The sequence below is a fragment of the Bosea vaviloviae genome (genome assembly GCF_001741865.1).
Classification (GTDB): Bacteria; Pseudomonadota; Alphaproteobacteria; order Rhizobiales; family Beijerinckiaceae; genus Allobosea; species Allobosea vaviloviae.
On record NZ_CP017147.1, the window covers coordinates 4,318,995 to 4,338,725 of the forward strand.

Annotated in this window: 20 protein-coding genes; 7 read left to right on the top strand and 13 right to left on the bottom strand. The window is 66.1% G+C overall.

Annotated features, from left to right (window positions below):
- Positions 1-10 precede the first annotated feature (10 nt).
- The 11 genes from BHK69_RS19735 to BHK69_RS19785 form a co-directional block, all read right to left on the bottom strand.
- On the bottom strand, positions 11-811 hold the full coding sequence (locus tag BHK69_RS19735) for a TatD family hydrolase (RefSeq protein ID WP_069691583.1): 801 nt from the start codon (positions 809-811) through the stop codon (positions 11-13).
- Positions 811-2,370: a methionine--tRNA ligase gene (metG, locus tag BHK69_RS19740; RefSeq protein ID WP_069691584.1), complete on the bottom strand. Its 1,560-nt coding sequence runs from the start codon at positions 2,368-2,370 to the stop codon at positions 811-813. The genes BHK69_RS19735 and metG overlap by 1 nt, the downstream gene beginning before the upstream one ends.
- Positions 2,371-2,392: 22 nt before the next feature.
- Positions 2,393-3,463 carry a DNA polymerase III subunit delta' gene (locus BHK69_RS19745; RefSeq protein ID WP_069691585.1) on the bottom strand — a complete coding sequence of 357 codons (1,071 nt, stop codon included), beginning with the start codon at positions 3,461-3,463 and terminating at the stop codon, positions 2,393-2,395.
- A gap of 112 nt (positions 3,464-3,575) precedes the next feature.
- Positions 3,576-5,015, bottom strand: a complete 1,440-nt coding sequence (locus BHK69_RS19750) for an NAD-dependent succinate-semialdehyde dehydrogenase (protein WP_069691586.1) — start codon at positions 5,013-5,015, stop codon at positions 3,576-3,578.
- Between the two features lie 69 nt (positions 5,016-5,084).
- Positions 5,085-5,906: an SDR family NAD(P)-dependent oxidoreductase gene (locus BHK69_RS19755; RefSeq protein WP_199578956.1), complete on the bottom strand. Its 822-nt coding sequence runs from the start codon at positions 5,904-5,906 to the stop codon at positions 5,085-5,087.
- The gene (locus BHK69_RS19760; protein ID WP_069691587.1) at positions 5,903-6,541 is read right to left on the bottom strand and encodes an ATP-binding cassette domain-containing protein; all 639 of its coding nucleotides are present in this window, start codon (positions 6,539-6,541) and stop codon (positions 5,903-5,905) included. The genes BHK69_RS19755 and BHK69_RS19760 overlap by 4 nt, the downstream gene beginning before the upstream one ends.
- 1 nt (position 6,542) lies before the next feature.
- Positions 6,543-7,238 carry an ABC transporter ATP-binding protein gene (locus BHK69_RS19765; protein WP_069691588.1) on the bottom strand — a complete coding sequence of 232 codons (696 nt, stop codon included), beginning with the start codon at positions 7,236-7,238 and terminating at the stop codon, positions 6,543-6,545.
- A complete protein-coding gene (locus tag BHK69_RS19770; protein ID WP_069691589.1) occupies positions 7,231-7,980 on the bottom strand; it encodes an ABC transporter ATP-binding protein in 750 nt (249 codons plus the stop codon). The genes BHK69_RS19765 and BHK69_RS19770 overlap by 8 nt, the downstream gene beginning before the upstream one ends.
- Positions 7,980-9,008, bottom strand: a complete 1,029-nt coding sequence (locus BHK69_RS19775; protein WP_069691590.1) for a branched-chain amino acid ABC transporter permease — start codon at positions 9,006-9,008, stop codon at positions 7,980-7,982. Before BHK69_RS19775 ends, BHK69_RS19770 begins: the two co-directional genes overlap by 1 nt.
- 4 nt (positions 9,009-9,012) lie before the next feature.
- Complete coding sequence (locus BHK69_RS19780) at positions 9,013-9,933, bottom strand: branched-chain amino acid ABC transporter permease (RefSeq protein ID WP_069691591.1); 921 nt, start codon at positions 9,931-9,933, stop codon at positions 9,013-9,015.
- A gap of 66 nt (positions 9,934-9,999) precedes the next feature.
- Positions 10,000-11,289, bottom strand: a complete 1,290-nt coding sequence (locus tag BHK69_RS19785) for an ABC transporter substrate-binding protein (protein ID WP_083269566.1) — start codon at positions 11,287-11,289, stop codon at positions 10,000-10,002.
- Positions 11,290-11,492: 203 nt separating this feature from the next.
- Here BHK69_RS19785 and BHK69_RS19790 point away from each other — a divergent pair, with 203 nt between their 5' ends.
- Positions 11,493-12,311, top strand: a complete 819-nt coding sequence (locus tag BHK69_RS19790) for a MurR/RpiR family transcriptional regulator (RefSeq protein WP_158516245.1) — start codon at positions 11,493-11,495, stop codon at positions 12,309-12,311.
- Between the two features lie 20 nt (positions 12,312-12,331).
- Here BHK69_RS19790 and BHK69_RS32945 read toward each other — a convergent pair whose 3' ends face one another.
- Positions 12,332-12,610: a hypothetical protein gene (locus tag BHK69_RS32945; protein ID WP_199579322.1), complete on the bottom strand. Its 279-nt coding sequence runs from the start codon at positions 12,608-12,610 to the stop codon at positions 12,332-12,334.
- Here BHK69_RS32945 and BHK69_RS19795 point away from each other — a divergent pair.
- From BHK69_RS19795 to BHK69_RS19820, 6 genes are all read left to right on the top strand, one after another.
- Positions 12,591-13,571: a LacI family DNA-binding transcriptional regulator gene (locus tag BHK69_RS19795; RefSeq protein WP_244548539.1), complete on the top strand. Its 981-nt coding sequence runs from the start codon at positions 12,591-12,593 to the stop codon at positions 13,569-13,571. The genes BHK69_RS32945 and BHK69_RS19795 overlap by 20 nt on opposite strands.
- 77 nt (positions 13,572-13,648) lie before the next feature.
- Positions 13,649-14,932 (top strand): ABC transporter substrate-binding protein, encoded by a 1,284-nt coding sequence (locus BHK69_RS19800; protein WP_069691594.1) that lies wholly within the window; start codon positions 13,649-13,651, stop codon positions 14,930-14,932.
- An 88-nt stretch (positions 14,933-15,020) separates the two neighbouring features.
- Entirely contained in the window at positions 15,021-15,869 is an 849-nt protein-coding gene (locus tag BHK69_RS19805; protein WP_069691595.1) for a carbohydrate ABC transporter permease, read from the top strand.
- Positions 15,866-16,672 (top strand): carbohydrate ABC transporter permease, encoded by an 807-nt coding sequence (locus BHK69_RS19810; RefSeq protein WP_069691596.1) that lies wholly within the window; start codon positions 15,866-15,868, stop codon positions 16,670-16,672. Before BHK69_RS19805 ends, BHK69_RS19810 begins: the two co-directional genes overlap by 4 nt.
- A gap of 9 nt (positions 16,673-16,681) precedes the next feature.
- The gene (locus BHK69_RS19815; RefSeq protein WP_069691597.1) at positions 16,682-17,728 is read left to right on the top strand and encodes an ABC transporter ATP-binding protein; all 1,047 of its coding nucleotides are present in this window, start codon (positions 16,682-16,684) and stop codon (positions 17,726-17,728) included.
- A 22-nt stretch (positions 17,729-17,750) separates the two neighbouring features.
- Positions 17,751-19,031 (top strand): MGH1-like glycoside hydrolase domain-containing protein, encoded by a 1,281-nt coding sequence (locus BHK69_RS19820; RefSeq protein WP_069691598.1) that lies wholly within the window; start codon positions 17,751-17,753, stop codon positions 19,029-19,031.
- 38 nt (positions 19,032-19,069) lie between these two features.
- Here BHK69_RS19820 and tmk read toward each other — a convergent pair whose 3' ends face one another.
- Positions 19,070-19,705, bottom strand: coding sequence for a dTMP kinase (gene tmk / locus BHK69_RS19825; RefSeq protein WP_199578958.1), 636 nt, complete (start codon positions 19,703-19,705; stop codon positions 19,070-19,072).
- Positions 19,706-19,731: the final 26 nt, after the last annotated feature.

The following is a 19,731-nucleotide window of genomic DNA, read 5'->3' on the forward strand; positions in this document are numbered from 1 at the left end:
AAGCGATGTCTCATGAGCGTTGGGTCAGGGGTGCGGAGTGGTCCATCTTCCAGTAGCAACGGCGCGCATTGGCCGTGGTCAGGGCAGCGATCTCGTCGAAGCCGACGCCAATCGCTTCACCTAGAACCTTCGCTGTTTCAACGACATAGGATGGTTCGTTGCGTTTGCCTCTGAACGGGACGGGCGCGAGGTAAGGCGCATCCGTCTCGACCAGAAGGCGGTCGCTCGGCACGAGCCGCGCGATCCGGCGCAGCTCCTCCGAGGTCTTGAAGGTCAGGATGCCGGAGAAGGACACGTAAAGCCCCATCTCGACCCCGGCCAGCGCCAGCGCCTCGCCTGCCGTGAAGCAGTGCAGGATGGCGGGGAAGGCGCCCTTCCCCATCTCCTCGCGCAGGATCGCGATCATGTCGTCATCGGCCTGGCGGGCATGGATGACGAGCGGCAGCTGCGTGATGCGCGCAGCGGCGATATGGGTGCGCAAGCCTTGAGCCTGCGCCTCGCGCGGGCTCTTGTCGTAATGGTAGTCGAGCCCGGCCTCACCGATGGCGACACAGCGCGGATGGCGCGACAGCTCAACCAGCTGCTCGGCCGTGACGTCGAGTTCCTCATGCGCGCCATGGGGGTGCGTGCCGACGCTGCACCAGACCGAGGGGAAGCGTTCGGCGATTGCTGCATAGGTTGGAAAGCGCGCCACGCGGGTCGAAATCGTGACCATGCGGCCGACGCCGGCGGCCTCGGCGCGCGCGACGAAGGCGTCGAGGTCCTCAGTGAAATCGGGAAAATCGAGATGGCAATGCGTATCGATCAGCATCAGGCGCCCTCGCCGGCCTCCGGCTCGATATAGCGCGGGAAGATGCCGTTCGGCGCCGGAAGCGAGATCCCCGCAGTCAGGCGGCCCGCTTCGCCCAGCGCAGCGAAGCTGCGGGCGTCTGTCGCGACGCCCAGCAGATCGAGCAGTTTGGCGCAGGCTTCAGGCATCACCGGTTGCACCAGGATCGCGACCTGGCGCAGCACCTCGGCCGTGACATAGAGCACGGTGTCGCGGCGCGCGGGATCGCTCTTGGTCAATCGCCAGGGTTCGTTCGCGGCGAAATAGCGGTTCGCCTCGGCGACCACGGCCCAGAGCTCCGCCAGCAGGCTATGCAGGGCGAAATCCTGCATGGCCTCGCGGGCCTTGGCGAGCGCGCCATCGGCGAGCCCGAGCATGGCGTCATCGCCTTCGGTCAGCGCGCCGCAGGCAGGCACCCTGCCCTCGCAGTTCTTGGCGATCATCGAGAGCGAGCGTTGCGCCAGATTGCCGAGATCATTGGCAAGGTCGGCATTGATGCGCCCGACGATCGCTTCATGGCTGTAATTGCCGTCCTGGCCGAAGGAGACCTCGCGCAGGAAGAAATAGCGCAGCTGGTCGACGCCATAGGCATCCGTCAGTTCGAACGGGTCGACGACATTGCCCAGCGATTTCGACATCTTCTCGCCCTTGGAGAGCAGGAAGCCGTGGCCGAAGACGCGCTTGGGCAAAGGCAGCCCGGCCGACATCAGGAAGGCCGGCCAGTAAACGGTGTGGAAGCGGACGATGTCCTTGCCGATGATGTGGACGTCGGCCGGCCAGTAATGCGCGCGCGGATCGGCCGGATCGGGAAAGCCCGTCCCGGTGAGGTAGTTGTTCAGCGCATCGACCCAGACATACATCACATGCTTCGGGTCGCCCGGCACGGGCAGGCCCCAGTCGAAAGTCGTCCGGCTGATCGAGAGATCTTCCAGCCCGCTTTTCACGAAGGAGACGATCTCGTTGCGGCGCGTCGGCGGCGAGATGAAGTCGGGAACCGCCTCATAGAGGCTCAAGAGCCGGTCCTGATAGGATTTCAGGCGGAAGAAATAGCTCTCCTCCTCGACCCATTCGACCGGCGTGCCCTGCCCGCCCAGGCGTGTGCCGTCAGCCAGGAGCGTCGTCTCCTCCTCGCCATAGAACGCCTCGTCGCGGATCGAATACCAGCCGGCATATTTCGACAGGTAGATGTCGCCATTGGCCTCCATCCGCCGCCACAATTCCTGCGTCGAGGGCAGATGGTCTGCGTCGGTGGTGCGGATGAAGCGGTCGAAGGAGCAGCCGAGCCGCTGCTCCATCTGCTTGAAGCGTTCTGCGATCTGATCGACGTAAGCCTTTGGATCCAGGCCATTTTGTGCCGCCGTACGCTGCACCTTCTGGCCATGCTCGTCGGTCCCGGTCATGGCGAAGACGTCGTAGCCGTCGAGCCGCTTGAAGCGCGCGATCGCATCCGACGCCACCATCTCATAGGCGTGGCCGATATGGGGGGGACCATTCGTGTAGTGAATGGCGGTCGTCAGATAGAATTTGGGCGCCGTGGCCATAGTCCGGTCCGAAGGGTTCGCTTCACGCTGCGCGCGAGCGGGCAACCGCATCCGACAGATCATGAAACATCGTCATCACGAGAGGGCGGCGATCGAGGTTATAGGTGTCCACCTCGCGGGCCGCGCGTCCCAGCTTTTCCCATACCTCCGCCAGCGGTGCAAGGCGCGCCGGGCTGGCTGCGGCATGGGCATGGAGATGGTCGCCGAGCCAGCTCTGGATGGTGTCGATCATCACCGCGAAGTCGCCCTCGCCCGCCTTGCCGGCGACGTCCTCGGCGAGCGCCAGTAGAGCCGTGAGATCGATGCCCGGAAGCGCATCGAGCCGGGCCCGCACGGCTTCGACCAGCGCCAACGTCTCGGGATCGACATAGGTGAGCGCGCGGCGCACCGAGCCGTCGCTGAAGCTGGCCGCGCGCAACAGGGCCGATTCGTCGAAGGGATCGCCCATTCGCTCCAGCGCGATCCGGCCAGCCTGCGCGATAGCCGCCTCATCCAGAGCCGCGAAGGTCAGGAGCCGGCAGCGCGAGCGGATCGTCGGCAGCATGCGGCCGGGCGCATGCGCCACGATCAGGAAGAGCGCGCGCGGCGGCGGTTCCTCCAACAGCTTCAGCAAGGCGTTGGCGGCCGAGCGATCCATGTCCTCGGCGGAATCGACGATGGCGATGCGCCAGCCGCCTTCGGCCGCGCTCGAACCGAAGCGGTCGAGCACACGCCGAACCGAATCGACCGGGATATTGCTGGTGTAACCCTTGCCATCGGGCTTCTGCGTCCGGCGCAGCACATGCAGATCGGGATGCGATTGCGCCATGATGCGCCGGCTGGCGGGATCCTCTTCCGCCATGGCGAGCGAGCCGGCGTCCGCCGCACGCCGGGCCGGGTCGCCGGCCGCCAGCATGAAACGCGCGGCGCGATAGGCGAAGCTCGCCTTGCCGATGCCTTCCGGCCCACCAAGCAGCCAGGCATGGTGCATCCGGCCCGAGCGCAACGCTTCGAGAAAATCCTGCTCCTGCGCCCCATGCCCGACGAGCGCCAGCGTCTCGCGCGGGTGCGGGGCATTCGGCAGCCGGTCAGGTTCGTCGCTCGTCGCGCGCATCAGGCGTCCTGTGGCAATGGCAGGCGCTGGTGGAGCACAATCCTGACCACGACGGCAAGCGTTTCCGGCGCGGCCGAAGGTCAAGCGCCGCGTGGCGCCCTCCCCGCTCGCTTTACGCCGCCATGAAATGGGTCAGCTTCACATTGAGATAGTCCTGGATGGCCTGCCGGCCGCCTTCTCGGCCCATGCCGGAATGATCGACGCCGCCAAAGGGGGCCTCGGCATGGGCGATCATGAAGGTGTTGACTCCGACCATGCCAGCCTTGAGTTCTGCGCTGAGCGCCTCCGCGCTACGCTGACTGGCAGTGAAGCCATAGGCAGCCAGGCCGTAGGGCGTCGAATTCGCCCGCTCGATCGCGTCATCCAGCGTTCGGAAGGTCGCGATCGGCGCCAGCGGGCCAAAGGGCTCGTCGCGCATGATACGGGCGTCGTCGGGTACGTCGGAAAAGACGGTCGGTTCGAAATGGAAGCCCTTGTTCCGGTTGGCCGGGCGGCGCCCGCCGGTGAGGCGACGCGCGCCCGAAGCTTCCGTTTCGGCAGATAGCGCCTCGACGCGGTCGCGCTGGCTGGCGAGCGTCAGCGGGCCCATCGTCGTCGCCCGGTTCTGACTGTCGCCCAGCACCAGCGCTTCGGCAGCCCTGACCATGCCGCTGGCGAAACGCTCTGCCAGGCTTTCATGCACATAGAAGCGGTTCGGCGCGATGCAGACCTGGCCGGCGTTGCGGAACTTGAACAGCGCACACAATGTCGCGGCGCTGTCGACATCGGCATCCTCGCAGATCACGACGGGGGCATGGCCGCCGAGTTCCATCGAGCAACGCTTGACGGTCTTGGCGGCCTCGGCCAGCAGCATCTGACCGACGCGCGTCGAGCCGGTCAGTGAAATCTTGCGGACCTCCTCGGCAGCCATCAGGAGAGGCGTGATCGTCTCTGCCGGGCCGAAGAGCATCTGGACGGTGCCAGCCGGAGCTCCGCCTTCTGCACAGGCTTCGGCGATCAGCGTCGAGGTCAGCGGTGTCTGCTCGGAGGGCCGGCAGATGATCGGGCAGCCCGCTGCCAACGCTGGCGCGATCTTGCGGGCGAGCAGATTGATCGGGAAATTCCAGGCGGTGAAGGCGGCGACGATGCCGACCGGCTCCAGCGCCGTGGCCAGGCGCCCGCCCTGGCGGGAGGGGATCGTCTCGCCAAAAAGGCGCTCGGCCTCGCCGGCAAACCAGTCGAATTGCTCGATCGCGATCAGGACTTCACCCTCGGATTGGGCGATCGGCCGGCCGATCTCATAGGACAATGCGCTCGCCAGCGCGCCCTTGCGCGCTTCCATCGCTCGGGCGATGCCGCGCAGCACCTTGGCCCGCTCCCAGCCATGCACCTTCGACCAGGTTTTCAGCGCGGCACGCGCCTGATGAAGCGCTTCTTCAACCTCGGCTGGGCCGGCGCGCGGAGCCGTCCAGAGCAACTCCTCGGTGCAGGGGTTGATGACCCGCAACGGTTCGAGCTCGGTCTGCGCGCGGAATTCGCCGCCGATCAGCAGCTTGGGAATCAAGTCGGGCATGGAGCCTCCAGGATGTTCGAGACAAGTTTGGCGTGGCCGGTTGAAGCGAAGCGCGCCGTCTTCCGGCCGTCATTGGCTCGCGGTGACGCCGCCATCGACGTAGACGATCTGGCCGGTCATGTAGCTGCCGGCCGGCGCCGCGAAGGTGATGATCTGGCCGACGACTTCGACCGGCTCGCCGATCCGACCGAGCGGATTGCGGTCGAGGATGAAATCGCGAAAGCCGTCGCGCTCAAGATGGGGGCGGATACGCTCGGACTGGATGAAGGTCGGCGCGACGCCGTTGACGGTGATGTTGTGCGGCGCGAGTTCCATCGCATGCTGCTTGACCAGCATGACGAGGCCACCTTTGGTGGCGCAATAGGCCGAGTAGCCGCGCCCGCGCAGCGCGAGTTGCGAGCGCACGGAGAGCAGGTGGATCTGCCGCCCGCCGCCGCCTTGCGAGATCTGGTGGCGTGCCACGGCCTGGGCCAGGAACATCGCCGATTTCAGATTGGTCTCGTAGACCGCGTCGAAGGCCTCCTCGGTGACGTCGAGCAGCGACTGCTCCCGCTGGACGCCGACGCAGTTGACCAGCACGTCGATGCCGCCCATGGCCTCGGCGGCGCGGTCGACGACCTCTGCGATCGCGGCTGGCCTGCGCGCATCGAGTTCGAAGCCGTAGGTGTCGACGCCAACGCAAGCCAGCTTTTGCGCAAGCGCGGCCGCCTTTCCGCCATTGGGGCCGGCGATGGCGCAATGGGCCCCGCGCCGCGTCAGCGCCATCGCGATCGCCTCGCCAAGTGCGCCGTAGCCGCCGGGCAGGAAGATGCGCAGGCCCTTGATGTCGAACAGCCTGTCCATCGCGTCGAGGTCGATCTGCGGGGTCAGATTGGTGGCCGGTTGGTTCACGCGGCGTCCTCCACGGCGGCGCGTTCGGTCAGCAGGTTGCCGAGATAGGCGCGGGCCGGCTCGAAGGCGAGCAGCCCGGCATAGTCCGGCAGCGGCGTGACGACGCCCTTGTTGACGAAGATGAAGCGCTCGCAGATCTCCTCGAGGATCTCGAGGTGGAAGCGCTCATTGGGATGGACGCAGAGGAAGACGAGCCGGCCCCCGGCTCGCAGCCGCCGGAAGAAATCCAGCATGAAGCCGATATAGCCATCCTGCGTGTTGAACTGCGGCTCGTCGAAGAGGTGGACCAGCGGGTAGTCGCTGCCGGCGCGGTCCATCAGCGCGTTGGGACGCAAAGACCGGAAATGCCGAACTTGGTAGGACTGGTGGTAGTGGATGGCGAGGCGGTCGCGCTCGTCGGTGCGGACACGGTGGATGTTGCGGCCGCAGACCTCGACCTTGCCGTCCGTTGGGCTGTTCGAGCCGGTGATCAGCTCGAACAGCGTCGTCTTGCCGGAGCCGTTGGGGCCCATCATGCCGACGATCGCCGGCTCTTCGATGCGGAAATCCGCGTCAAGCCGGAAGGTCGGCGTTCGGTCGAACCGGCCACGCGTGTAGATCTTTGACAGGTTACTGACGTCAAGCATGGCGCTCATGTCACATTCCGATCAGGCGCTGGCGCCGGCAACTGTCGTCGAGTAGCGCGCGGGCCGGTCCCTCATGGACGATCCGGCCGCGGTCCATGACGTAGGCGCGATCCGAGACCTCGAGCGCGGCGAGTGCGTTCTGCTCGACGATCAGGACGGAGATGCCCTCGGCCTTGAGGCGGCGCACCGTCGACAGCACGTCCTGGACGATCTTGGGCGCGAGACCCTGGCTCGGCTCGTCGAGCAGGACGAGGCCCGGTGAGCCGAGCAGCGCCCGCGAGATCGCGACCATCTGCATCTCGCCGCCCGAGAGGTTCTCGCATTCGCGCGGCATCAGATGCTCCAGCGCCGAGAAGATCGAGAACATCTCGCTGACCTGCCAGGAGCGGAAACGGGTCTTGCGCATGCCGATCTGCAGGTTGCGCGCGACGGTCAGCGTCGGGAAGACGCGGCGGTCATCTGGCACCCAGCCGATGCCCATGGCCGAGATGCGATGAGTCGGGTGCTTGGTAATGTCCTGCCCGTCGAAATGGATCTGCCCGCGCCGCGGCGGCGTCAGCCCCAGGATCGAGCGGATGGTCGTCGTCTTGCCGGCGCCATTGGCGCCGAGCAGCGAGACGACCTCAGCTTCGCCGACCCGCAGCGAGGTGCCAAACAGGGCCTGCGTCTCGCCGTAGAAGGTTTCGATGTCGCGGACCTCAAGCATGGGTCGCCTCCGCCAATGTCGAGCGCCGCACCCATTTGTTGTCGCCAAGCTGTGCTGGCGTGCCCTCGGCGATGACCTGGCCCCAGTGGATCACCGAGATCTTGTCGGCGAGCTCGAACAGGAAGCGCATGTCGTGCTCGATCATCACGATCGTGTAACGCTCGCGCAGCCGCTTCACGAGCAGAGCGAGGCGCCGCGTCGCCTCGGCACCGAGGCCCGATGTCGGCTCGTCCAGGAAGAGGATGCGAGGCTCGGCCGCGACGGCGACGGCGATCTCAAGCGCGCGGCGATCGCCATAGCTGAGCGAGGCCGCGGCGTCCCAGGCCCGCGCGGCAAGGCCGACCTGATCGAGCACGGCCAGCGCCCGGTCGATCAGGACGCTGTCCGAGAACACCGCCGACATGGCGTGAAGACGGCGCCTCCGGAAGGCCGGCAGCGCCAGCATGACGTTCTCGATGACGACCGTATCGTCGAAGAGGTTCATCAGCTGGAAGGAGCGCGAGACGCCCATCCGGGCGATGCGCTGAGGCGGCAAGCCCGAGATCCGCTGCCCATCGAACACGACCTCGCCGCGATCCGGCCGGTGCTGGCCGGTCAGGACATGGAAGCAGGTCGACTTGCCGGCGCCGTTGGGGCCCATGATGCCGCTGACCTGGCCTGCCTCGAAAGACAGCGAGATATTCTCCAGCACGACGCGCGAGCCGAAGCGCTTGTGGATATTGCGGGCCTCAAACAGCGCCATCACGCGGCCTCCGTCGCGGGGACGGCGACGGCGCCAGGCTGGCGCGGCGGGCTGCGCCGCAACAGGCCGTGCAACATGCCCGCCAGCCCTTCGGGCCGCAGCATGACCATCGCCATGAAAATCAGGCCGTACCAGAGCAGCCAGGTCTCGGTCAGGCCGCCCAGGACATCCCGGGCGACGAAGTAGAAGATCACGCCCAGCACCGGGCCCCAGAAGCTGACGAGGCCGCCGCCGACGAGGACCATCATCACGATGAGGCCCGACTGATGCAGGCTCATCACATCGGGATAGGCGCTCTGCTGGGCCATCGCGAGCAGGCTTCCGGCTAGGCCGGCGATCATCGCGGAGAGTGTGAAGACGGCCCATTTGAAGCGCCAGACGTCGTAGCCGACGAAGCGCGCGCGGGTCTCGTTCTGGCGGATAGCCTGCAGCACGCGGCCGAAGGGCGAGTTCGCCAGCCGCCAGCAGAGCACGACCACGATCATCAGCAGCACTGCCGCGAAGTAGAACAGCGCAGGGTTGCCGGTGAGCGCGACCTGCCAAGGCCCGAGCGTCAGCGGCGGGCGCGGAATGCCGAGCAGCCCGTCCTCGCCGCCGGTGACGCTATGGAGCTTCATGGCGAGAAACCAGAAGATCTGGCCGAAGCCGATCGTCAACAGCGCGTAGTAGATGCCGCGGCGGTGGGAGAGGAATGCCCCAACAAGGGCGCCTGCGACCCCGGCCGCCAGCACGGCCGCCAGGAGGCCGCCCCAGAGGCTGACCGCGACATGGTGCTGGAACAGCCCGAAGGCATAGGCGCCGATGCCGAGATAGGCGCCATGGCCGAAGGAGTGCAGCCCGGCATAGCCGAAGAGCAGGTTGAACCCGAGCGCGAAGATGATCCAGATCGCGATCTCGATGCCGAGATACTGGTAGAGCCCGATTGCGGGCAGCAGGTTCGGCGCAGCCAGCAGCAGCAGAGCGAGCACGATTATTGGTGGCGTGATCCAGGCCGATGGGCGGGCGGGGATGTCCGAGAGCGAGATCATGGCGTCAATTTTCCAGGGCGCTCTTGCGGCCGAGCAGTCCGCGGCTACGGAAGCCGAGGATCGCGATCAGAAGCAGGTACATCGACATCGTCGACCAGGCGGCCGCATAGGCACCGGTGATTCCGATGGCGAGGCCGACCAGCAGGGCCGCGATGACAGCGCCCCAGAAGCTGCCGACGCCGCCGATGACGATGATGAGGAAGGCCGGGATGACGATGTCGACGCCGACATGCGGACGCAGGCCCCAGATCGGCACCATCACCACGCCGGCGAGCCCCGCCAGCGCGGCGCCGAACCCAAAGACCAAAAGCCTGAGCCTGGCGAGATCGTAGCCGAGCGCGCGGACCATCTCGCTGTCATGCGCACCGGCCTTGATCACGGCCCCAGCCGAGGTGCGCTCCAGGAAGAGCCAGACGGCGGCGATGGCGACGATACTGAAGCCGGATGCGAAAAAGCGGTAGGTCGAGAAGATCATGCCGTTCAGCAGGAAAGCGCCGTTGATCGCCTGGGGCAAAGCGAGATTCTGCTCGCCCGTGCCCCACACCAGCCGGATCAACTCCTCGACCACGAGAGCGGCGCCGAAGGTCAGCAGTAGGCCGTAGAGCGGCGGCTTGCCATAGGTCGGGCGCAGGCAGAGCTCGAGCAGCATGCCGGCCAGTCCCGCAAGCGCCGGCCCGATCGCGAGCGCGAGCACATAGCGCAGGCCGAGCGGCAGGCTCAGCCACCACGCGCCGAAGGGCGTGCTCGAAAACCAGCTGCCTGCGATCACCGTTAGCGCGAAATAGGCGCCAAGCGCGAACAGCGAGCCATGGGCGAGATTGATCACCTCCATCACACCCACGATCAGCGTGAAGCCAAGCGCGATGAGGGCGAAGAGCAGGCCCAGCGTCAGGCCATTGATGAGATGAGGCAGAAGATCGATCATGCGTCGTCCGTCCTGGTGCGGTGGCGCGCTCCGCGGCCGCGTGCGGGCCGCGGATGGCAGGACGGGTCAGGCGTCGAAGGACGGTGTCTTGTCGTAGGGCTCCAGCTTGCAGAGCTTGGCGGAGTCCGTGTCGCGCACGTCGTCCGGCTTGGCATGGCTCAGGATCTCGAAGAGATCGTCCTTCTCTTTCGCCGCGCGGTTGGCGGTTGCGAGGTAGATGGTCTGCTGGACCTGATGGGTTTCGGCGTCGATCGTCGCATCGAAATGCTGCATGCGGTCCCTGGCCGGCATCTTGTGGCCCTCGAGCGCCTTGATCACAGCGATGTTGTTGGTCGTGCCGGCCCGCTCGATGGCGCCAAGAAGCTCCCGGATCGACATGTAGCCATTGTAGAAGACGTTGCCGGGCGAGCGCATGGCGGTCTCGGGATACATCGTCTGGTAGCGCTTGACGAAATCGGCCACGCCCGGAAGATCGAGGCGATAATACCAGGTGGTGCCGAAGACGCCGAAGAGGTTGTCGACCGGCAGGCCGTAGACGTCGTCCCAATCCTGCTGACTGTTGATCCAGGCCGGCTTGTCGCCCATGCCGAGCTGCGCAACCTGCTGGCGCATCGCCTTCTGGTCATCGCCGCCGATCGCTGCGGAGATGACGCCGGGCTTGCGCTGCTGCACCTTCAGCAAGGCCGAGGTGAAGTCGCGTGTGCCCTGCGGGATCAGCACCTCCTCGATGACCTTGCCGCCATACTCCTTCAGCAGGGACTTGGTCGCCGCGGCGGTGTCGTGGCCCCAGACATAATCGTTGGTCAGGAGCATCCAGTCGGGCCCGAAGCGCTCGATCGCGCTCTTGACCGCAGCCTTGGCGAAGTTGGTGCCGTTGCCATCGAAGACGAACTTGACGCGGTGGCAGTTCTGGCCGGCCTCGGTCGGCGAGGACGAGTTCGTGTTGATGTAGATCACGCCGTATTTCTGGGCGACCTGGCTGATCGCGTTGGCCACGCCGGAATGGACCGCGCCGACGAGGAAACCGCATTGCTCGCGGCTGATCATGCGCTCGGCCACACGACTGCCGGTCGCGGCGGTGGTTTCTGTATCGATGTGCACGAACTCGATCTTGCGGCCGAGCACGCCGCCGCGCTCATTGGCCTCGGAGATCGCCATCATCATGCCGCGCTTGTCGCTGGCCCCGGAGTTGGCGTACTGGCCGCTAGCATCGGCTGTGATGCCGATCCGGATCGGCTTGGACGCGCCCTGCGCCCAGACGCGATTGTGCTTCCACGGGCCGGCAAACAGCGAAACGGCGCTCCCGGCGGCGGCCGCGCCGAGAATGGCGCGCCGCGTAATCCTGATCTTCGACATCGACGCTCTCCCCAAGAGGGACGGGTTCTGGCCCGTCTTCACGCTTCGGTTGGATAACCGAATGAATTTTCAAAGAGCATGAATATTCGTTTTATATCTGTCAACCCTCTTTGAAAGAGAATGCTTTTCCTCCCCTACCTGGCACGCTATAGAGCAGAATGAACGAAAATTCATTCAAGAACGCCGACCAAGCTATCGCGGACATGCCCAAAGGCGCCGGCCAGGAGACCTTCGAGGCGCTTCGCCAGCGCATCCGCAACCGTTTCGAGCAGCTCAGCCCACATCTTCAGCGCATCGCGCGGGCTGCGCTCGAACAGCCCAACAACTTCGCCTTGCAGACCGTCGTCACCATCGCCGGCGAACTGAACATCCAGCCATCGACGCTGATCCGTTTCGCCAAGGAATTCGGCTACAGCGGCTTCTCCGAGATGCAGCGCATTTTCCGCCATCGCTTGATCGAGGGCGCTCCGGGGGCGCGCGAGGAGGTCTACGCCAAGCAGGTGGCGCCGGGGCTGGCCGCTGATTTCGGGGCACTGCTCGACGACAGCATCGACGCCCTGATCGCCTCGCTCGAAGACCTCCGCCGAACCATTTCGCCCGAGGCGCTGGCCCGGGCGACGACGATGCTGCGGCAGGCTGACCATATCTACATCGCGGGCTTGCGTCGCTCGCGCCCGATCGCGAGCTATCTTGCCTATGGGCTGACGCGGTCCGAACGCCCGTGCAGCCTACTGGATTTCGGCAGTGGCATGGCGGCCGAACAGATCGCCGCCATGCGGCCAACTGATCTCCTGGTCGCTATCGCCTTCACGCCGTATACGCAGGCCGTGGTCGACATCACGCTCGACACGTATCTGAGCGGAAAGCGCATTCTCGCTCTGACGGACGTGCCGGAAAGTCCTCTCGCACGCCATGCGGAGCTGGTTTTCTTCGTCGACAACTCCGTCACGAGCCAGTTCAGGCCGATTTCCGGAGCCATCGCCCTGGCGCAGACATTGATCACTGGACTTGGGAAGACCTGACGCCTGACCTAGAGGCTGTTTCAGCCTGCCTCGGTCGCGGCTAAGCCGCCTGCGCAACGCTTCCCTCGCCCCCTGATCAGGGAAGCTGCCTCGATCTCGAACTCACGTCCAAACCTGCTTGGCTGCTCGCTGAACGGCTCCTCGGCTTTCGCGGCCTTCGACAGCTCTTCCAAAACGTTTCGGATGGCATTATCCTGCTTCGCAGGCTGAGATCGGGATCCGTCGCTCTCAACCGAAAGGCAGAGGCGGCTGATGAGTTCGTTGCGCGAATTGGCGCGGATGCTGGGGTTGTCGATCACGACCGTGTCGCGGGCGCTCGACGGCTATGGCGATGTCGCAGTCGCCACACGCGAGCGTGTGCTCGCCGCGGCAGAGACGACGGGCTATCGGCCAAACTCGGCTGCCCGACGGTTGCGGCGCGGGCTCACCGAGATCGTCACCATGGTGCTCCCGGCCGAGCCCGGCCATTTCAACGAACCGCTCTATATCGAGCTGCTGAGATCGACCGGCGAACGGCTCGCCCAGCAAGGCTACGATCTGACGCTGATCGCCGCCCTGCCCGGCCCCGACGAACTCAAGACCTATCGCCGCCTCATCGAGGGCCGGCGCACCGACGCGATCATCGTCGTCCGGACCCGGCGCGAGGATGCGCGCCTGCGCTATCTCACCGATATCGGCTTCCCCTTCGTCGCGATGGGGCGCAGCGATTTCGCCGAGCCTTATGCCTATGTCGATGGTGATGGCGAAGCCGCCTTCCATGACGCCGCCTTGCGGTTGACCGGTCTCGGCCATCGCAGGATCGGCCATCTCGCCGCGCCATCCGCCTTCACCTTCGCGCATCTCCGCCGCAGCGGTTTCGCCCGCGCCATGCGCGAGGCTGGACTTCCCAGTGAGATCATCGAGGACAGTGCGACCGAGGCCGGCGGCTATCGTGCGGCAGGCGTCATGCTGACGCAGGCGGAGCCGCCGAGCGCCCTGCTCTGCGCCACCGACAGCATGGCGCTGGGCGCAATGCGCGCCGTGCGCGAGCGGGGTCTCGTGGCCGGGCGCGACATCGCGATCATCGGCCACGACAACATCCCGGCAGCCGCGTTCTCCGATCCGGCGCTCGCGACCATGGAATTGCCGATCGCTGCGACGGGCCGCCGCCTCGCCGAAATGGCGCTGGCGCGCATCGGCGGCGCCGATCCGCGCGACATGACCGAGATCAACCCGGTCGAGTTCATCCCACGCGCATCCCTCGGGGAGGCGCGCGGCTGACCCATCACGGAAGGCGCGGGCCTCTCGCAGCCGCCGCTTCCGACGCCAACCAAAGCAAGCGAGCCAGGGAGGAAGCCATGAAGACACTCAACCAGCTGGCAATCGCCGCCATGACGGCGGGAGCCATTCTCGCCGCGCCGGTCGCGAACGCGCAGGATCTCGTTTTTCTCTCGACGCAGCTGCGCCCGATCGACGAGGCGCAGAAGGTGCGCGAGGTGCTGCTCAAGGGCGCGCCGAAAACCACCTATGTCGTTGAAGAGCCACCGCAATTCGCCGTACGCATGAAGGCGGAGCAGGCCGCCGGCAAGCGCACGATCAGCCTGATGGGTGCCTTGCATGGCGAATTGCAGCCTTTGGCGCCGACGGCCTCGCTCGACGCCATCGACGATGTCGCGGCCAAGCTTAGCGCGAGCGGCATACCTGCCGGTTTGATGGAACTCGGCAAGCTCGGGACATCCACACAGCAATACATCCCCTGGATGCAAGCGACCTATGTCCTCGTCGTCAGGAAGGAGGCTTTGCCCTTCCTCCCAGCGGGCGCCGACGTCAACGCCTTGACCTATGAGCAGCTCGCGGCCTGGGGCAAGGCAATCCAGGACAAGACCGGGCAACGCCGCATCGGCTTTCCCGCCGGCCCCAAAGGCCTGTTCGCCCGCTTCCTCCAGGGCAATCTCGTGCCTTCCTATACCGGTTCGATGGTGACCGAGTTCCGCTCGGCCGCTGCCGAGAAGGGCTGGACCGATTTCAAGGCGCTTTGGGCGACGGTCAATCCCAACGCCAACAACTATAATTTCATGCAGGAGCCGTTGATGGCGGGCGAGGTCTGGATCGCCTGGGACCATATCGCCCGCGTCAAGGATGCGCTGACCGCCGAGCCCGACAAATATCTCGTCGTGCCGCCGCCGGCCGGCAGCCAGGGCCGCGCCTATATGCCGGTCGTCGCCGGCCTCGCCATCGCCAAGGATGCGCCGAACCGGGCCCAGGCCGCGGCCGTGATCGAGCATCTGCTCAAGCCGGCGACGCAGATCGCCACCGCCATGGAGGTCGGCTTCTTCCCGGTCATCAACGCGCCGCTTCCGGCCGATCTGCCTGCCGGCGTCAAGCTGCTCGCTGACGGCATCGCCAAGACGCAAGGTGCGAAGGACGCGATTGTCGCCCTGCTGCCGGTCGGCCTCGGCGACAAGGGCGGCGAGTTCAACAAGGTCTATTTCGACACCTTCCAGCGCATCGTGCTGCGGGGCGAACCGGTCCGCGCGGTGCTCGATTCCCAGGCCGAGACCCTGCGCGCGCTGATGACCCAGACCGCGGCGCCCTGCTGGGCTCCGGACAAGCCGAGCCAGGGCGCTTGCCCGGTGACGTAAGGGGTTCTGGCACGACCTGTCGTCCCGGGCGCCCCAAGGGAGACCCGGGACGACGTCGCGGTTTACGTCACAAGCTGAAAGTCCCTCCATGCCCCAGCCGCGCTGGCTGCCCTATCTGCTGATTGCGCCCTCGGTCGCCTTTCTCGCGGCCTTCTTCCTGGTGCCGCTCGGCCAGACCATCCTGCTTTCCTTCGATGGCGGGCAAGGGTTTTCACTCGCCAACTACGCCCGCATGGCCGGCGATCTCAATTTCCCGACAGCGCTGCGCAACACCTTCGCGCTCGTCATCGTGGTGATCCCGCTGCAGGTGGGCCTGGCGCTGGTCATGGGCCTGATGCTGCAGAAGATGACGCGCGGGCGCGAGCTGGTGCTCTGGATCTGGACGATCCCGCTCGGCGTCTCCGATCTCGCGGCCGGCCTCGTCTGGCTCGCGATCCTGCAGGATTCCGGCTATCTCAACACGCTGCTGTTCCAGTTCGGCCTGATCAGCGGGCCGACCGCCTATCTCAACAGCGAGACCCCCATCGCCTTGTTCTTCGCCGTCGTGCTGGCGGAGGTCTGGCGCGCGACCGCGATCGTCCTGATCATCCTCGTCGCCGGCATCCAGCTCATTCCCAAGGAATTCGGCGAGGCGGCGGACATCTTTGGCGCGAGCCCCTGGACAAAATTCCGCAAGATCACGCTGCCCTTGCTGAAGCCCAGCCTGCAATCGGCGCTGATCCTGCGGACCGTGCTGGCCTTCGAGGTCTTCGCGGTCGTTTATGCGCTCGGCGGGCGCAATTTCCCGATCATCGTCGGCGAAGCCTATACCTGGCAAAACGAGAACCAGAATTACGGCGTTGCCGCAGCCTATGCCGTGCTGGTGATGGCGATCTCGCTGGCAGCGACCGTGATCTACCTCAAGGCGCTGCGCGTCGATCCGGAGGCGCAAGCATGAGCGCGCCCCGCAAATGGCTCTACATCACCGGCGTCCTGGTGCTTTGCGCCTGGGTGCTGGTGCCGATCTACCTGATCGGGCTCGGCGCGATGGGCGGGCGGATGGCCGTGTTCAAATGGCCGAAATCGCTCGCTCCCACAGAGGCTTCCTTCGCCGCGCTCGCAGCCTTCCTGAAGATCGAGGGCGTCTGGAACGCGGCGCTGAATTCCCTCATCGCCGCCTCGCTCACCATGCTGTTTTCGATCCTGCTCGGGGCTCCGGCGGGCTATGCGCTGGCGCGCTTCAGCTTCCGCGGCCAGAGCGCCTTCCGCCTTCTGGTGCTGCTGACGCGGGCCTTCCCGCTCGCGATCCTGGCCCTGCCGCTGACCGTCATCTTCATCAAAGTGGGGCTCTACGACACGCCGCTGGGCGTCTCGCTGATCCATACCGCGCTGGCGCTGCCCTTCGCGGCGCTCGTGACCTCCTCGCTCTTCATGGGCATCCCGCGCGAATATGAGGAGGCGGCTTGGGTTTTCGGCTGCACGCGCTGGCAGGCCTTCCGCAAGGTGGTGCTGCCGCTCGCTCTGCCCGGCATCGCAGCAGCCGCGATCTTCGCCTTCGTGATCTCCTGGAACGAGGTCTTCGCCGCCTCGGTACTGACCGTGCGCGAGCGCACGCTGACGGCCTATCTGCTCGCGGTCCTGTCCGAATCGCCGCTGCATTACCGCTTCGCCGGCGGCTTCATCCTCATCGTCCCTTCGGTGCTCTTCATCTTCGCGGTCAGGAAATACCTGTTCGCGATGTGGGGCGTCTCAAGCAAATAGGAGGCGCCCATGGCCGGCATCCTGATCGACAAGGTCGCCAAGCAGTTCGGCAACGCCGTTGCCCTGCAGGAGATCTCGCTTTCCGTAGCGGACGGCGAATTCGTCGCCCTGCTCGGCCCTTCCGGCTGCGGCAAGACCACGCTTCTGCGCATCATCGCGGGGCTCGAGGTGCAGAGCTCCGGCAAGGTCGTGATCGGCGAGCGCGACGTCTCGGCGCTCAAGCCATCCGAGCGCGGGCTTGCCATGGTGTTCCAGAACTATGCCGTCTTCCCGCATATGACGGTGTTCGAGAACGTCGCCTTCGGCCTGCGCATGAAGGGCGCGGGTCAGGCCCGCGTCGAGGCGCAGGTGCACAAGGCCGCCGCCCTGCTGCATATCGAGGAGTATCTCGAACGCTACCCCGCCAAGCTCTCGGGCGGGCAGCGCCAGCGCGTCGCCGTGGCGCGCGCGCTCGCCGTCGAGCCCGCCGTGCTGCTGATGGACGAACCGCTCTCCAATCTCGACGCCTTGCTCAGGCTCGAGATGCGGGCGGAACTGCGCAGCGTGCTGCGCGAGGCCGGCACGACCACGATCTATGTCACCCATGACCAGACCGAGGCCATGGGGCTCGCCGACCGCATCGCCGTGATGCATGGCGGCCATATCGTCCAGATCGACACGCCGACCACTATCTATTCGAAGCCGGCGACCCGTTTCGTCGGCGGCTTCGTCGGCTCGCCGCCGATGAACTTCGTCAACACCACCGCCACCGCCGGCAGTGCCAGGCTCGGCGGCATCACGCTGGCTGCTCCCGTCGATGGGCCGATCATCCTCGGCTTCCGCGGCGAGGACGCCAGACTGACCGACGCCGCCAGCGGATTGCCGTTCAAGGTCAAGGTCGCGGAGCCGATGGGCTCGCATCTGCTGCTCACCGGCCATGTCGGCAACGACCTCGCCCGCATCGTCGCGCCATCGAGCACGCAAATCGACGCCGGCACGATGCTGGGCCTGGCGCTCGACCCCACCCGCATCATCTGGGTCGACCCGCAAACCGGTCGCACCCATCCTGGAGCCTGAGCCTGTGTTGTCGACAACCCCTTTGACTGATCGCGATGACGCGGCGCGCGCCGTGCTGCGCCGCAATGACCGTGGCGGCTTCACCGTCCCCAATGGCCGGGTCTACCCCTTTCAATGGAACTGGGATTCCGCCTTCGTCGCGCTGGGCTTCGCGACCTTCGATCTCGACCGCGCCTGGCGCGAACTCGAGACATTGTTCGAAGGCCAGTGGCAGGACGGCATGGTGCCGCATATCGTCTTCCGCGCCCCGGCCGAGGGCTATTACCCCGGCCCCGAGGCCTGGGGCATCCAGCGCCAGCCGCTGACGTCGGGCATCTCCCAGCCGCCCGTGGCGGCGACCGCCGCGCGCGTGCTGCACGATCTCTCCGCCGGCGATGCAGCGCGCATCCGGGGGCTGTTCCCCAAACTCTTCGCCTCGCATCGCTGGTGGCATGAGATCCGCGACCCCGACGGCACGGGGCTCGTCACCATGGTTCACCCCTGGGAATCGGGCCGGGACAATTCGCCGGATTGGGACGAGCCGCTGAGCCATGTCGTCCCAAGCGTCGATGTCGCGCATCTGCGCAAGGATCTCGGCCATGTCGACGCCACGCAGCGCCCGACCCATGATTTCTACAACCGCGTCATGACCCTGGTCGAGGAGGCCAAGGCGCTGGCCTGGGACGGGGTGTCGGTCGCTCGCACCCTCTCCTTCCGGGTCTGCGATCTCGGCATCCAGTCGATCCTGCTGCGCGCCGATCGCGATCTGCTCAAGCTCGCGGAAGAACTCGGCTTCTCGACTGAGGCGACAGCCCTGCGCGATTGGATTGCGCGCAGCGAGACAGCAATGCAGCGCCTGAGGGGCGCCGACGGGCTCTATCGCTCGCTCGACCTGCGCAGCGGCCGCCTGAGCGAGGCTGTCACCTGCGCGGCCTTCCTGCCGCTCTATGCCCGGACCGCCAGCCCGGAGGATGCGCTGGCCCTCAAAGAGTACCTGGCAGCGACGCGGGCCGTGGCCGGCTTCTCCGTCGCCAGCACCGACCCACGCGACAGGCGTTTTGATGCCACACGCTACTGGCGCGGGCCGGTCTGGCTGATGATGAACCGGATGATCGCCGACGGCCTGTCCGGTTACGGCCTGACCGAGGAGGCCAACACGCTCCGGCAGGACAGCGGGGAGCTCGTCCGGCGCAATGGCTTCTGGGAGTATTTCGACCCGCGCAACGGCGCGGGATGCGGTGGTCCGGATTTTTCCTGGACCGCAGCGATGTGGCTGTCCTGGAGCGGCTCGCCAAGCGCCGAGCAGACACTGACCGCGCTTTGATTCGGATTATGAAGGAAGCCGGCCAAACGGCTTTATAGTCAGGGAATTCTCTCGGCCAGAATTTCGCTGACCTGGCTCAAAGCCTCCCGTTCCACGAGCTCGGGCGGCCGATCGGCATCGACGACCTTGTACGGGGCAGGCAGTTTCGCGGCCTGGTCCAGGAATGATTGGCGAACGCGGCGATGGAACGCCAGGTCGAGCGCCTCGAACCTGCCTTCGTCGATTTGCGACTGCTGCAATCGCGACCGGCTGCGCTCCAGCGCGACCTTGGGGTCGAGATCGAGCACAAGCGTCAGGTCGGGCCAGAGATCCTCGATGGTCAGGCGGTGAAGATCGAGGATCAGCGCCTCCGAGAGCCCCCGCCCCGCGCCTTGATAGGCGATCGTCGAGCCGACGAAGCGGTCGCAGAGCACGATCTTGCCAGCCTGGAGCGCGGGCAGGATGACCTGGTCGATATGCTGCCGCCGGCTGGCGTTCATCAGCAGCAATTCGGCCGTGGGCGTCCAATCATAGGCGTTGCTGGCCAGCAGGATCTTGCGCAAGGCGGCGCCGGCCTCGGTGCCGCCCGGCTCATGGGTCGCCAGCACCTCGTGCCCGGCGTCCCGCAACGCGGCGGACAAGGAACGCGCCAGCCCCGATTTGCCGCTGCCGTCGACGCCTTCAAGGGCGATCATGAAGCCGCGAGACTGCTTGTGCCGAG

Bases quoted from the DNA above. Each gene is read 5' to 3' on its own strand.
- BHK69_RS19800 (WP_069691594.1), top strand. From the start codon at position 13,649: ATGAAGACACTCAACCAGCTGGCAATCGCCGCCATGACGGCGGGAGCC.
- BHK69_RS19735 (WP_069691583.1), bottom strand. From the start codon at position 811: ATGCTGATCGATACGCATTGCCATCTCGATTTTCCCGATTTCACTGAG.
- tmk (WP_199578958.1), bottom strand. From the start codon at position 19,705: ATGATCGCCCTTGAAGGCGTCGACGGCAGCGGCAAATCGGGGCTGGCG.
- BHK69_RS19785 (WP_083269566.1), bottom strand. From the start codon at position 11,289: ATGTCGAAGATCAGGATTACGCGGCGCGCCATTCTCGGCGCGGCCGCC.
- BHK69_RS19750 (WP_069691586.1), bottom strand. From the start codon at position 5,015: ATGCCCGACTTGATTCCCAAGCTGCTGATCGGCGGCGAATTCCGCGCG.
- BHK69_RS19760 (WP_069691587.1), bottom strand. From the start codon at position 6,541: ATGAGCGCCATGCTTGACGTCAGTAACCTGTCAAAGATCTACACGCGT.
- metG (WP_069691584.1), bottom strand. From the start codon at position 2,370: ATGGCCACGGCGCCCAAATTCTATCTGACGACCGCCATTCACTACACG.
- BHK69_RS19780 (WP_069691591.1), bottom strand. From the start codon at position 9,933: ATGATCGATCTTCTGCCTCATCTCATCAATGGCCTGACGCTGGGCCTG.
- BHK69_RS19805 (WP_069691595.1), top strand. From the start codon at position 15,021: ATGCCCCAGCCGCGCTGGCTGCCCTATCTGCTGATTGCGCCCTCGGTC.
- BHK69_RS19775 (WP_069691590.1), bottom strand. From the start codon at position 9,008: ATGATCTCGCTCTCGGACATCCCCGCCCGCCCATCGGCCTGGATCACG.
- BHK69_RS19810 (WP_069691596.1), top strand. From the start codon at position 15,866: ATGAGCGCGCCCCGCAAATGGCTCTACATCACCGGCGTCCTGGTGCTT.
- BHK69_RS19745 (WP_069691585.1), bottom strand. From the start codon at position 3,463: ATGCGCGCGACGAGCGACGAACCTGACCGGCTGCCGAATGCCCCGCAC.
- BHK69_RS19765 (WP_069691588.1), bottom strand. From the start codon at position 7,238: ATGCTTGAGGTCCGCGACATCGAAACCTTCTACGGCGAGACGCAGGCC.
- BHK69_RS19790 (WP_158516245.1), top strand. From the start codon at position 11,493: ATGCCCAAAGGCGCCGGCCAGGAGACCTTCGAGGCGCTTCGCCAGCGC.
- BHK69_RS19815 (WP_069691597.1), top strand. From the start codon at position 16,682: ATGGCCGGCATCCTGATCGACAAGGTCGCCAAGCAGTTCGGCAACGCC.
- BHK69_RS19795 (WP_244548539.1), top strand. From the start codon at position 12,591: ATGCTGGGGTTGTCGATCACGACCGTGTCGCGGGCGCTCGACGGCTAT.
- BHK69_RS19770 (WP_069691589.1), bottom strand. From the start codon at position 7,980: ATGGCGCTGTTTGAGGCCCGCAATATCCACAAGCGCTTCGGCTCGCGC.